This is a genomic window from Pseudomonas sp. JQ170C, assembly GCF_035581345.1.
Lineage (GTDB): Bacteria > Pseudomonadota > Gammaproteobacteria > Pseudomonadales > Pseudomonadaceae > Aquipseudomonas.
The window spans coordinates 1,997,770-2,010,482 of the sequence record NZ_CP141608.1 but is presented as its reverse complement, the minus strand read 5'-3'; the positions used below and the strand labels follow the sequence as shown (position 1 = coordinate 2,010,482).

The window sequence follows — 12,713 nt, the reverse complement described above, 5'->3', positions numbered from 1 at the left end:
AGCCCAAGGCTCTCCTGCCTGCTATACAGGCAATGCCGCGGCTTGTCGGGAGGACTGGGGATTGGGGTGGAAGAACACGTGCTCGCGGACCGGGCCGACGGCAATTTCGCCGATCTCCTGATAGCCCTGGCGTTGATAGAACGCCAGGTAATGCGGGTTGCCGGTGTCCAGCACCACGCCGTCGGAATGCTCGTCTTCCGCGCACCAGTCATGCACCGCCTGCAGCAGCTGCTCGCCGTAATGCTTGCCCTGGAACTGCGGGTGTATGCCCAGCAGCGGCAACACGTGCACCGTGTCGCCCGGCAGGCAGGCCATCAGCGCGGCCTGGTAATCCAGGTAGCGCCGGGTGCAGCGAAACCCGGTGCTGAGCACCATGCGCATCCGCCAGGCCCAGCTTTCCGTGATGCCCAGGCGCCGCTGCGGCGGTGCGATCAGGGCAATGCCGACCAGACGCTCGTCCACCAGCAACCCCAGTGCCGGCAGATCCTGGAGAAAGTGCTGTTTGACCAGTTCGCGCACCGTGGCCCGAATGCGCTGGTCATAGCCAGGGCGCTGGGCCTCGAACAGGAAGCTGAAAGTCGGTTCATGACGATAGGCGTGATACAGCAGGGAACGCGCCTCGCGGCTGTAGCCGCCATCGAGCAGGCGGATCTGGGCCGGGACGGCAGTCGATTCGGACATGCTGGGAAACCTCTGCAAATGGGCATTCATTGCCTTTGAGGTGAACGGTGCGCCGACGTTCACTCCGAGCACCACGTTAGCAGCCTCCGGGGTGACGCGCCACGCTGGCCGCAGGCGCCGATGTCGGCTAGCATCCTGGGTTTTACCAGGATTGTGTTTCCCATGAAGATCGTCTCGTTCAACATCAATGGCCTGCGCGCCCGGCCCCATCAGTTGGCGGCGTTGATCGAAAAGCACCAGCCGGACGTGATCGGCCTGCAGGAAACCAAGGTCAGCGACGATCAATTCCCGCTGGCCGACGTCCAGGCCCTGGGCTACCACGTACACTTCCACGGCCAGAAAGGCCACTACGGTGTCGCCCTGCTCTCGCGCCAGGCGCCCCTGAGCCTGCACAAGGGCTTTGCCAGCGATGAAGAAGAGGCCCAGCGCCGCTTCATCTGGGGCACCTTCGCCGATGCCGACGGCACGCCGATCACCATCATGAACGGCTATTTCCCCCAGGGCGAAAGCCGCGACCACCCCACCAAGTTCCCGGCCAAGCAGCGCTTCTACAGTGACCTGCAGGACCTGCTCGAAAGCCAGTTCAAGAACGACCAGCCCCTGGTGGTGATGGGCGACGTGAACATTTCGCCCGAAGACTGCGACATCGGCATCGGCGCCGACAATGCCAAGCGCTGGCTCAAGACCGGCAAATGCAGTTTCTTGCCCGAAGAGCGCGAATGGATGGCCCGCCTGAAGAACTGGGGCCTGGTCGACAGCTTCCGCCACCTGCACCCGGAAGTGGCCGACCGCTTCAGCTGGTTCGACTACCGTAGCCGCGGTTTTGAAGACGAACCCAAGCGCGGCCTGCGCATCGACCTGATCCTCACGTCCCAGGGCCTGGTGCCGCGGATCAAGGCGGCGGGCGTCGACTATGACCTGCGCAGCATGGATAAGCCTTCGGACCACGCCCCGATCTGGCTGGAACTGGCGTAACGCCTGCACCCTCCTTGTAGGAGCGGGCTTGCCCCGCGATAGCGATCCGTCAGTCAGTCAGTTCGCATCGTGGGGCAAGCCCGCTCCTACATGGCTGTCATCCAACCGTCATCCCACTGTCTTAATCTGCGGCACATCCTTTGCCTGACGAGTGCCTGCCGGCATGTTCCGCCACCTCAGCCTGATTATGCTGTGCCTGTTCCCGCTCGTTACCCACGCGGCACCCCTGCTGCGTATCCAGGGCTCCAACACCATCGGCGCGGCGCTGGCGCCGGCACTGGTGCAGGGTTTGCTGGCCGCGCAAGGCGCCAGCGACATATCCATCGTCACAACCCAGACGCCCAACGAAATCCAGGTCCATGCCCGGGACACCAACGGCCAGCCCCTGCGCATCGACATCGCCGCGCACGGCTCCAGTACCGGCTTCGCCGCGCTCAAGGCCGGCCAGGCAGACCTGGCTGCCGCCTCACGCCCGATCAAGGCCAGTGAGCGGGACGCACTCAAGCCGCTGGGCGACTTGGGCAGCGCCGCCGGCGAGCAGATCATCGGCCTGGACGGCGTCGCCGTGATCGTTCACCCCAGCAATCCATTGCCCCAGCTGACCACCGAGCAACTGGCCGGAATTTTTGCCGGGCGCATTACCACCTGGGACGCCCTGGGCGTGGGTCACGGGCCGATTCATCTGTATGCCCGGGATGACCGCTCGGGCACCTTTGAAACCTTCAAGGCCCTGGTACTCGACGCCAGGGACCAGGCATTGGCCGCCACCGCCCAGCGTTTTGAGTCCAGCGAGCAACTGAGCAACGCCGTGCAGTCCGATCGCCACGCCATCGGCTTCAGCAGCCTGGCGTCGGTGCATGGTGCAAAAGTGCTGGCCATTGTCGACGGTGCCTCGCGGCCGATGCTGCCAAGCCCGGCGCTGGTGGCCAGCGAAGACTACCCACTGTCGCGACGCCTGTACTTCTACCTGCCGCCAGAAAACCCCGCCCCCTGGGCCCGGGCGCTGGTGGAGTTTGCCCAGAGCGCCCAGGGCCAGGCCATCGTCACCGGCAATGGCTTTGTCGGCCAACAGGTGCAGGCCCTGCCGGTAACACCAGCGGCCGGCATGCCTGCGCGCTACCAGGACTTGGCACGCAACGCCCAGCGCCTGTCGGTGAATTTCCGCTTTCAAGAGGGCAATGCCAGCCTGGACAACAAGGCACTGCGTGATGTGCAGCGCGTGGTCGAGTTTCTGCGCCAGCACGGCAAGCTCAACCAGCGTGTCGTCCTGGTGGGGTTCGGCGATGCCAAGCGCGACCCACAGCGCGCCGATCTGCTTTCGCGCCTGCGCGCCATGGCGGTGCGCCGGGAACTGGTCAAGGCCGGGGCCGAACTGCGCGACATCATCGGCCTGGGCGATGAATTGCCAGTGGCCACCAACACGGTTGAAGAAGGTCGAATCCGCAATCGGAGAGTGGAAGTCTGGGTGTACTAAATTTCCTGAAATTGTGTAGGCAACCTTTTGTTACAGCCTCGAGTGGGCTGCAACCATCACCGGGTCTAGTCTTTTAACTGTGACGCCGGGCCCCTCTGACGGCTGCCAAGCCGCCATGTCGGAGTCACTGCCGCCTTGAATCCTCAAGGCAGCGACGACAATCAAGGAGGGGCGCATGGCGACTCTGCAGGCATTTCTCGACAACGACTTCCTCGGCACCAGCGCCTGGTTCTGGCTGGCGTTCATCGGCATCGTCCTGACGCTGCTGGTGCTGGACCTGGGGGTACTGCACCGCAAGGCCCACACCATTGAGATGCGCGAAAGCCTGCTGCTCTACAGCGGCTACTTCAGTGTCGGGGTGCTGTTCGGTGGCTGGGTCTGGCTGGAGCTGGGCGCCCAGCGTGCGCTGGAGTTCTACACCGGTTTTCTCGTCGAACAGTCGTTGTCCATGGACAACGTCTTCGTCATGGCGATGATTTTCAGCTACTTCTCCATCCCCCGCCTGTACCAGCACCGGGTGCTGTTCTGGGGGATCCTCGGGGTGGTGGTGCTGCGCGCGATCATGATCGGCGTGGGCAGTGCGCTGGTTCAGGAGTTCGCCTGGATCCTCTATGTGTTCGGGGCCTTTCTGCTGTTCACCGGGGTGAAGATGCTCTTCACCCGCGAAGAAACCCACCCGGACCTGGCCAATAACCCGGTCCTCAAGTTCGTGCGCAGCCACCTGCGCGTCACCGATGATGTGCATGGCCCGCATTTTTTCGTGCGGATCAAGGCTCCCGGGCAGAGCAAGGCCGTGCTGTTCGCCACCCCGCTGTTCCTGGCCTTGGTGCTGATCGAGTTGGCCGACCTGGTGTTTGCCGTCGACAGCGTGCCGGCGATCTTCGCCATCACCCAGGACCCCTTCATTGTCTACACCTCGAACATCTTCGCGATCCTTGGCTTGCGCGCCCTGTATTTCGCCCTGGCGGCGCTGATACACCGTTTTGTCTATCTCAAATATGCCCTGGCCCTGGTGCTGATCTTCATCGGCAGCAAGATTTTCTATCACGGCCTGATCGGAGCGGTCCCGGCGCTGCTGTCACTGGGCGTGACCCTCGGTCTGTTGACGGGCGGCGTAGTGCTGTCGCTGTTCAAAACCCGTGACCGCCCAGCGCAACCTGCCAATTCCGGCAACCACAAATGACTCAGGCCCGCATGGGCGGGCCTGAGTTTTTTACGTCATCCATCAATGCGCGCTGCGCAGCATTTCCTTGGGTACGTACTTGCCGATCTCGAACTTGCCGATGGCCGCCCGGTGCACTTCATCCGGGCCGTCAGCGAGGCGCAGGGTACGCTGCATGGCATACATGTAGGCCAGCGGGAAATCTGCGCTGACACCGGCGCCACCGTGAATCTGGATGGCCCGGTCGATCACTTTCAGGGCCACGTTCGGAGCCACGACCTTGATCTGGGCGATCTCGCTGCGGGCCACCTTGTTGCCCACCGTGTCCATCATGTACGCCGCCTTGAGGGTCAGCAGGCGGGCCATGTCGATCTCCATCCGCGAGTCGGCGATCTTGTCGACGTTACCCCCCAGGCGTGCCAGCGGCCGGCCGAACGCCGTGCGCTCCACAGAGCGCTTGCACATCAGTTCCAGGGCCCGCTCGGCCATGCCGATCGAACGCATGCAGTGGTGGATACGGCCTGGGCCAAGGCGACCCTGGGCGATCTCGAAGCCGCGGCCCTCGCCGAGCAACACGTTCTCGTAGGGCACCCGCACGTTTTCAAACAGCACTTCAGCGTGACCATGGGGCGCATCGTCGTAGCCGAACACCGGCAGCGGCCGGACGATTTTCACCCCCGGCGTATCGGTGGGCACCAGGATCATCGAATGTTGCTGGTGGCGCGGGCCATCCGGGTTGCTCAAGCCCATGAAGATCATGATCTTGCAGCGCGGATCGCAGGCCCCGGACGTCCACCACTTGCGCCCATTGATGACCCACTCATCGCCATCGCGCACCGCTCGGGCGGCCATGTTGGTGGCATCGGACGACGCCACGTCCGGCTCGGTCATGGCAAAGGCCGAACGGATCTCGCCACGCAACAGCGGCTCCAGCCACTGCCGCTTCTGCTCCTCGTTGCCATAGCGCACCAGCACTTCCATGTTGCCGGTGTCGGGCGCCGAGCAGTTGAACGGCTCGGGGCCCAGCAGCGAACGGCCCATGATCTCGGCCAGGGGGGCGTATTCCAGGTTGGTCAGCCCCGCGCCCAGCGCCGATTCGGGCAAGAACAGGTTCCACAGGCCTTCGGCCTTGGCCTTGTTCTTGAGCTCCTCCATGATCGCGGTCGGCTGCCAGCGGTCACCCTCGGCGACCTGACGCTCGAACACCGCTTCAGCGGGATAGACATAAGCATCCATGAACGCCGTGACACGTTCGCGCAACGCCTGGACCTTGGGTGAATAGGCGAAATCCATGGGGCAGTACCTTCAGTGGAAAGGGGATCTGATGAAGAGACTAGATCAGCGATCAAAATCCACCTAGTCTATTCTCGGCGTGTATAAACATTCATAACCGATATATGATCGAGCCATAACACCCACAAGAGCGGCGCCCATGAACCTGAGCAAGGTCGACCTGAATCTGTTCATCGTCTTCGATGCCATTTACACCGAAGCCAACCTGACCCGCGCCGGACAGATCGTCGGCATCACCCAGCCGGCGGTGTCCAACGCCCTGGCGCGACTGCGCGAGACCTTCAACGACCCGCTGTTCGTGCGCACCGCTCAAGGCATGGTGCCTACGCCCATGGCGCAGAACATCATCGGCCCGGTGCGCAACGCCCTTTCGCTGCTGCGCGTGTCGGTGCAAGAGAGCCGCATCTTCAACCCCCTGCAAGCCAACAAGACCTTTCGCATCAGCATGACCGACCTCATCGAGGCGGTGATCCTGCCGCCGCTGTTCCAGCGCCTGCGTCGCCTGGCACCGGCGGTGATCATTGAAAGCTTCCTGTGCAAGCGCCGCGAAACCACCAAGGAGCTGGCTGCCGGCCGCCTGGATTTTGCCGTCGATGCACCGCTCAACACCGACCCCCAGGTGCGTCACGTCAAGCTGATGCAGGACCGCTACGTGTGCGCCTTGCGCCCGGGCCACCCGATGACCAAGGACAAGCTCAGCCTGGACGACTACCTGGGACTGACCCACATCCACATTTCCAGCCGGCGCAACGGCCTGGGTTATGTCGATCTGGCGCTCGGCAAGATGGGCGTGCAGCGCAAGATTGCCCTGCGTTCCCAGCATTACTTGATGGCGTCCCAGGTGCTGCAGCAGACCGACATGGTCATGACCGTCCCGGAGCGCTTTGCCCGCCGGCACCAGCTCAACTACCTGAGCCTGCCGGTCAATGACGTACCGCCACTGGAAACCCACCTGTACTGGCACGAAAGCACCGACCAGGACCCGGCCAACCGCTGGATGCGCGAGCAGATCATCGAGCTGTGCCAGGCGGTGGTGGCGCAGGATGAGCGCGCTGCCAAGGCGCAGGGGTAGATGCTGCCGCGGGGCAAGCCCGCTCCTACCGGAACAGTAGGAGCGGGCTTGCCCCGCGATTCCTTGCTTGACGTATACGTCAACCTGCCTTTAGGTTAGCTCATGCCCTTTTCCCGAGCCTGACCATGAGCAGCCAGACCTACAGCATCTCCGACCTGTCCCGCGAGCTGGACATCACCACCCGTGCCATCCGCTTCTACGAAGAACAGGGCTTGCTCAGCCCGGAACGCCGGGGGCTTGAACGGGTGTATTCAGCGCGCGACAAGGTCAGCCTCAAACTGATCCTGCGCGGCAAGCGCATCGGCTTCTCGCTGGCCGAGTGCCGCGAGCTGATCGAACTCTACGACCCCACCAGCGGCAACCTCAAACAGCTGCACAGCATGCTGGCCAAGATCGCCGAGCGTCGCGCACAGCTTGAACAGCAACTGCTGGACGTGCAGCAAATGCAGCTGGAACTGGACACCGCCGAAGAGCGCTGCGAACAAGCGCTGGCCGCCACCTTGAACAATCAGAAAAACAGCCATTGAGCCCTGAGGAACCGCGCCATGTCATTGCCTTCAAACGTTCGCCTGGTCGAAGTGGGCCCCCGCGACGGCCTGCAGAACGAAGCCCAGCCCATCAGCGTGGCGGACAAGGTCCGACTGGTCGATGACCTGACTGCAGCTGGCCTCTCCTATATAGAAGTGGGCAGTTTTGTTTCTCCCAAGTGGGTTCCGCAAATGGGCGGCTCCGCCGAGGTGTTCGCCCAGATCCAGCAAAAGCCTGGCGTCACCTACGCCGCCCTGGCCCCCAACCTGCGTGGCTTTGAAGATGCCCTGGCGGCCGGGGTCAAGGAAGTGGCCGTGTTCGCCGCGGCCTCCGAGGCCTTCTCCCAACGCAACATCAACTGCTCGATCAGCGAAAGCCTGCAGCGCTTCGTGCCGATCATGGACGCCGCCCGCGAGCACGGCGTGCGGGTGCGCGGTTATGTGTCGTGCGTGCTGGGCTGCCCTTATGAAGGCGCGGTGAGTGCCGAACAGGTGTCACCGGTGGCACGCGAGCTGTTCGAGATGGGCTGCTATGAAGTGTCCCTCGGCGACACCATCGGCACCGGTACCCCGGGTGCTACCCGCCGTCTGTTCGAGGTGGTCGCCGCCCACGTGCCTCGCGCGCAACTGGCCGGACACTTCCACGACACCTACGGCCAGGCCCTGGCCAACGTCTATGCCAGCCTGCTTGAAGGTATCCAGGTGTTCGACAGCTCGGTGGCAGGCCTGGGCGGCTGCCCTTATGCCAAGGGCGCAAGTGGCAACGTGGCCAGTGAAGACGTGCTGTACATGCTCCAGGGCCTGGGCATAGAGACCGGCATCGACCTTGAGCAATTGATCCTCGCCGGCCAGCGCATCAGCACCGTGCTGGGTCGGGCCAACGGCTCGCGTGTGGCGCGCGCCCGTAACGCGGTGTGAAAGGCGGCGGTAACAGCAGGCAGGAGGTCTGAGTGTTACCGCCCCCGCAGTTTTCAGCGAAAAACCGGGTAACACGGAAACAAATCGACAAATTCTCTCGCCCCCCTTTCCTGCCAAAAACTCTAAACCATTGATTTTATTAGGTTTTAAAAAGTTGGCACGGCACCTGCTATATCTTTGGTACAAGAACAATAAAAACTGTGACACACCAATAAAAATAAGACGTAACGACTCTGACATAACAAGAACAACACGGCAGAGACGCAGCTAACAGATTTTTTTGGAGAGGATGTGCTTTCCCGGGGCGTGCCCCGCAACCTGACACAAAACAATAAAACTACCCCAAGGTAGCGATGGTCACGGTTGGATCAGCAATGATGAGAGTAGATCAGCGCTCAAAAAAATACGTTTGCTCTTGATCCCGGATGGGGATCGCCCGTTTCAAGAGGCAACGGTTGCCAAAAACAACAATAGACCGCCCTCCAATAACAAAAAAAGAGCACGCAACAATCTTTGAGGGGAGCTTCGGCTCCCCTCAGTGCTTCCTGCCTTCCTCGTTTTCGTCTTCCTCGTCATCCTTCTCGAAACGGTCCACTACCCACGGCATCATGCCCAGCACCAGCAGTGCCAGCAGGGTGCTGATGACCGCTGTCGCTTCACGCCCCAGCCCCGCCGCCACACCGATGGCCGCTGTCATCCACAAGCCTGCCGCCGTGGTCAGCCCTTTGACGTGGCTGAGCGCCTGATGATGCCCTTTAAGAATGGTGCCCGCCCCAAGGAAGCCGATGCCTGCGACCACCCCCTGAATCACCCGGCTCAGCGCTGCATCGTCGACCCCGGCCATGCGTGGCACCAGCACGAACAAGGCGGCCCCCATCGCCACCAGCATGTGCGTACGCACCCCGGCGGCCTTGCCCTTGAGCTCACGTTCAAATCCCAGGATGCCGCCGAGCAACGCCGCCATCAGCATGCGCACCGTGACCTGGGTCAACTGCTTGGCATCGTTGAGGTCGGCAAACTCGGCCACCAGCGTTATCCAGACTTGATGCCACCAGGCGTCCATGGCGTGCTCCGCAAAAGGACTGTTTCAAGGTGGACCCTCAACCCGGCCACTAATACTCCGACCGCTGATCGGTTACCCACAGCAACCCGCCCACCGCCAGGGTCACAGCAAGTAAGCCCCACCTGCGGAGGACGCGAGCATGCCCATTGAAATCGACGAAACCAACCAACGCTGCACCCTGATCGGCGACGATCTGCACATCCAGGGTGCCGCCACCGATGTCACCGTGGTGACCGATGAACAGCTGCGCATGTCGGTGGCCGAGCTTGCCGGTGAGCGCATTCCCATCACCGAAGCGGAAGCCGACGCCCTCACTGTAGCGGGTGCGGTGGATGGTCGCAGGCACCTCAAGACCACCGAGCCAGGCTCGGTAATCTGAGGCCTGCAGGGTTCTGGCGGTAAATCTGATACGGTTTTTATCGAAATACCTGAGCCTGTTATGCAAACAGATGGGACGCCATAGTGCTCTGGCCTGATAGAGGCCTGATGAGCGACGAACCATGAGCGATAGAATTCCCGTCCAGATCGTTGAAATTGCCGAGCCTTCCGCCGCCAAGAAGAAGACCGCCAGCAGCGACAGACAGATCCATACCCGCAGCTTCACCGGCTTGTTTCGTAACCTGCGCCTGGTGGGCGCGGGTTTTCTCTATGTGCTGTTCTTCGGCACCGTCTGGTTGAACTGGAACGGGCGCCAGGCGGTGCTGTGGGACCTGGCGGAAAGCAAATTCCACATCTTCGGCGCCACCTTCTGGCCGCAAGACTTCATCCTCCTCTCGGCGCTGCTGATCATCTGCGCCTTCGGCCTGTTCGCCATCACCGTACTGGCCGGGCGTGTGTGGTGCGGCTACACCTGCCCGCAAAGCTCCTGGACCTGGCTGTTCATGTGGTGCGAAAAGGTTACCGAAGGCGACCGTAACCAGCGCATCAAGCTCGATGCCGCCCCATGGGGCCTGAACAAACTGGCCCGGCGCTCGGCCAAGCACACAATGTGGCTGGCCATCGCCCTGATCACCGGGCTGACGTTCGTCGGCTACTTCACCCCGATCCGGCCATTGACCGAAGAACTCTTCACCCTGCAACTGGGCGGCGTCGCCCTGTTCTGGGTGCTGTTCTTCACCGGCGCCACCTACATCAATGCGGGCTGGCTGCGCGAAGCGGTGTGCATGCACATGTGCCCCTACGCCCGGTTCCAGAGTGTGATGTTCGACAAAGACACCCTGGCCATCGCCTACGACCCGGCCCGCGGCGAATCCCGTGGCCCGCGCAAGAAAGACAGCAACTACAAGGCCAAGGGCCTGGGCGACTGCATCGACTGCCAGATGTGCGTGCAGGTCTGCCCTACCGGCATCGACATCCGCGACGGCCTGCAAATGGAATGCATCGGCTGCGCCGCCTGCATCGACGCCTGTGACTCGATCATGGACAAGATGGGCTATGCCCGTGGGCTCATCGGCTACAAGTCCGAGCACAATCTGCAAGGCGGCAAGACCAACTGGCTGCGCCCTCGCCTGCTGGGCTACGTCACCGCCCTGGTGGTGATGATCGGCGCTCTGGTCATTGCCCTGCAGCAACGGCCGATGGTGTCGATGGATGTCATCAAGGACCGTGGCCTGTTCCGCGAGAACAACCTGGGCCAGATCGAGAACATCTACACCCTCAAGGTCATCAACAAGACCCAGCTGCCGCAGCGCTACCGCCTGCGCCTGGTGGATGCCGAGGGCTTCGAGTTGCACGGCAAGACCGAGTTCACCCTCGACGCCGGCGAAATGAGCGAGTTGCCGGTTTCGGTAGCGATGCTGGCCGAGCGCGCCCAGAGCAGCTCCCAGACAATCGGTTTTGAAGTGGTCGACACCGACGAGCCCGGCGTTGCCAGCACCGCCCACAGCCGTTTTGTCGCGCCATTGAATCGCTGATCACATACACTTCGCAGCAGTTGAAACGTCCTGAGCCATGATGAAACGCTACGAGAAATTCGCCGACGACATTGCCGAACTGATTCGCTCCGGGGTCCTGGCCCCGGGCCAGCGGGTGCCGTCGGTGCGTTACGCCAGCCAGACCCACGGGGTCAGCCCCTCGACGGTGTTCCAGGCCTATTACCTGCTGGAGCGCCGTGGGCTGATCCGGGCGCGACCGCGTTCAGGCTACTTCGTCAACGCCCATGCCCCGCGTCAGTTCAACGAGCCACAGATCATCGAGCAGGCCAGCGAGTCCACCGAGGTGGATGTCAGTGAACTGGTGTTCTCGATCCTCGACTCGATCAAGGACCCGCAAACCGTGCCCTTCGGGTCGGCCTTCCCCAGCCCGCACCTGTTCCCGTTGCCGCGCCTGGCGCGCTCGATGGCCAGTGCCAGCCGCGAGATGGACCCGCGCATGGTGGTCACCGACCTGTCACCGGGCAACCCCCAGCTACGCCGGCAGATCGCCCTGCGCTACATGGTGGGCGGGCTGATGCTGCCCATGGAGGAGCTGCTGATCACCAACGGTGCACTGGAAGCGCTGAACCTGTGCCTGCAGGCGGTGACCGAACCGGGTGACCTGGTGGCGATCGAGGCACCGGCCTTCTATGCCTGCCTGCAAGTGCTGGAGCGCCTCAAGCTCAAGGCGGTGGAGATTCCCGTACACCCCCGCGAAGGCATCGACCTGGGCGTGTTGGCGCAAACCTTGAGCAAGCACCCGGTCAAGGCCGTGTGGTGCATGACCAACTTCCAGAACCCGGTGGGCGCCAGCATGCCGGAGGAAAAGAAGCAGCAATTGGTCGAACTGCTGCGTGAGCACCAGGTGCCGCTGATCGAAGACGATGTGTATGCCGAGCTTTACTACGCCCAGCAGGCGCCCAAGCCGGCCAAGGCGTTCGACACGGACGGCCTGGTGATGCACTGCGGCTCATTCTCCAAGAGCCTGGCACCGGGTTACCGCATCGGCTGGGTGGCGGCCGGGCGTTACGCGCAGAAAATCGAACGGCTCAAGCTGATGACCTCGCTGTGTGCCTCCATGCCCGCCCAGGCCGCGATCGCCGACTACCTGCAACACGGTGGCTACGACCGCCACCTGCGCAGGCTCAGGTACGCCCTGGAGGAGCAGCAGAACGCCATGCTGGCGGCCATAGCCCGGCACTTTCCGGCCCAGACCCGGGTCAGTCACCCGGCCGGCGGGTATTTCCTCTGGCTGGAACTGCCCGAGCAGATGGATTCGCTCAAGCTGTTCCAGATGGCCCTGGCCCAAGGTATCAGCATCGCCCCCGGGCCGATCTTTTCGCCGACCCAGCGCTTTCGCAATTGCATTCGCCTGAACTACGGCAGCCCCTGGACCGACCAGTCGGAAAAGGCCATGGAGACCCTGGGCAGGATCGTGCGTTCGTTCTGAACCGCCAGGCGTGCCTCGACAGCATTGTTGAGTGCCGCCTGGAGCGCTACAGTTTCAGGTCTCCCGGCCGGAACTCCCGTATGCCATCAAGCGAACTCGACACGCTGCGCGAACAGCTGGAGGCCCTCCAGTTGCAAAACACGCAACTCAAGGCCCAGTTGGCGCAGCGCAACGCCCATGAGCGC

At 62.6% G+C, this 12,713-nt stretch carries 12 protein-coding genes; 9 read left to right on the top strand and 3 right to left on the bottom strand.

The window, feature by feature from the left end; all coding sequences use genetic code 11:
- Nucleotides 1-21: 21 nt before the first annotated feature.
- Nucleotides 22-681 carry a GNAT family N-acetyltransferase gene (locus tag U9R80_RS09455; RefSeq protein WP_301841573.1) on the bottom strand — a complete coding sequence of 220 codons (660 nt, stop codon included), beginning with the start codon at nucleotides 679-681 and terminating at the stop codon, nucleotides 22-24.
- Between the two features lie 162 nt (nucleotides 682-843).
- Here U9R80_RS09455 and xthA point away from each other — a divergent pair, with 162 nt between their 5' ends.
- The 3 genes from xthA (at nucleotide 844) to U9R80_RS09440 (ending at nucleotide 4,313) form a co-directional block, all read left to right on the top strand.
- On the top strand, nucleotides 844-1,656 hold the full coding sequence (gene xthA / locus U9R80_RS09450) for an exodeoxyribonuclease III (protein ID WP_301841574.1): 813 nt from the start codon (nucleotides 844-846) through the stop codon (nucleotides 1,654-1,656).
- A 163-nt stretch (nucleotides 1,657-1,819) separates the two neighbouring features.
- A complete protein-coding gene (locus U9R80_RS09445) occupies nucleotides 1,820-3,130 on the top strand; it encodes a phosphate ABC transporter substrate-binding/OmpA family protein (RefSeq protein ID WP_301841576.1) in 1,311 nt (436 codons plus the stop codon).
- Between the two features lie 175 nt (nucleotides 3,131-3,305).
- Nucleotides 3,306-4,313, top strand: coding sequence for a TerC family protein (locus U9R80_RS09440; protein ID WP_301841578.1), 1,008 nt, complete (start codon nucleotides 3,306-3,308; stop codon nucleotides 4,311-4,313).
- A gap of 42 nt (nucleotides 4,314-4,355) precedes the next feature.
- Here the strand turns inward: U9R80_RS09440 and U9R80_RS09435 are convergent, their stop codons facing one another.
- Complete coding sequence (locus U9R80_RS09435; RefSeq protein WP_301841580.1) at nucleotides 4,356-5,585, bottom strand: acyl-CoA dehydrogenase; 1,230 nt, start codon at nucleotides 5,583-5,585, stop codon at nucleotides 4,356-4,358.
- Nucleotides 5,586-5,724: 139 nt separating this feature from the next.
- Here U9R80_RS09435 and U9R80_RS09430 point away from each other — a divergent pair, with 139 nt between their 5' ends.
- The 3 genes from U9R80_RS09430 to U9R80_RS09420 all read left to right on the top strand — a co-directional run bounded on the left by U9R80_RS09430 (nucleotide 5,725) and on the right by U9R80_RS09420 (nucleotide 8,102).
- The gene (locus tag U9R80_RS09430) at nucleotides 5,725-6,657 is read left to right on the top strand and encodes a LysR family transcriptional regulator (protein WP_301841582.1); all 933 of its coding nucleotides are present in this window, start codon (nucleotides 5,725-5,727) and stop codon (nucleotides 6,655-6,657) included.
- 125 nt (nucleotides 6,658-6,782) lie between these two features.
- Complete coding sequence (locus U9R80_RS09425) at nucleotides 6,783-7,184, top strand: MerR family transcriptional regulator (RefSeq protein WP_301841584.1); 402 nt, start codon at nucleotides 6,783-6,785, stop codon at nucleotides 7,182-7,184.
- Nucleotides 7,185-7,202: 18 nt separating this feature from the next.
- Nucleotides 7,203-8,102, top strand: a complete 900-nt coding sequence (locus U9R80_RS09420) for a hydroxymethylglutaryl-CoA lyase (protein WP_301841586.1) — start codon at nucleotides 7,203-7,205, stop codon at nucleotides 8,100-8,102.
- Between the two features lie 535 nt (nucleotides 8,103-8,637).
- Here the strand turns inward: U9R80_RS09420 and U9R80_RS09415 are convergent.
- Nucleotides 8,638-9,165 (bottom strand): MgtC/SapB family protein, encoded by a 528-nt coding sequence (locus U9R80_RS09415; protein ID WP_301841589.1) that lies wholly within the window; start codon nucleotides 9,163-9,165, stop codon nucleotides 8,638-8,640.
- A gap of 139 nt (nucleotides 9,166-9,304) precedes the next feature.
- Here U9R80_RS09415 and U9R80_RS09410 point away from each other — a divergent pair, with 139 nt between their 5' ends.
- The 3 genes from U9R80_RS09410 (at nucleotide 9,305) to mapR (ending at nucleotide 12,528) form a co-directional block, all read left to right on the top strand.
- Nucleotides 9,305-9,544 carry a DUF3203 family protein gene (locus U9R80_RS09410; RefSeq protein WP_301841591.1) on the top strand — a complete coding sequence of 80 codons (240 nt, stop codon included), beginning with the start codon at nucleotides 9,305-9,307 and terminating at the stop codon, nucleotides 9,542-9,544.
- Nucleotides 9,545-9,665: 121 nt separating this feature from the next.
- Nucleotides 9,666-11,078, top strand: coding sequence for a cytochrome c oxidase accessory protein CcoG (gene ccoG / locus U9R80_RS09405; protein ID WP_301841593.1), 1,413 nt, complete (start codon nucleotides 9,666-9,668; stop codon nucleotides 11,076-11,078).
- Between the two features lie 40 nt (nucleotides 11,079-11,118).
- Nucleotides 11,119-12,528 carry a GntR family transcriptional regulator MpaR gene (gene mapR, locus U9R80_RS09400; protein ID WP_301841610.1) on the top strand — a complete coding sequence of 470 codons (1,410 nt, stop codon included), beginning with the start codon at nucleotides 11,119-11,121 and terminating at the stop codon, nucleotides 12,526-12,528.
- The last annotated feature ends 185 nt before the right edge of the window (nucleotides 12,529-12,713 follow it).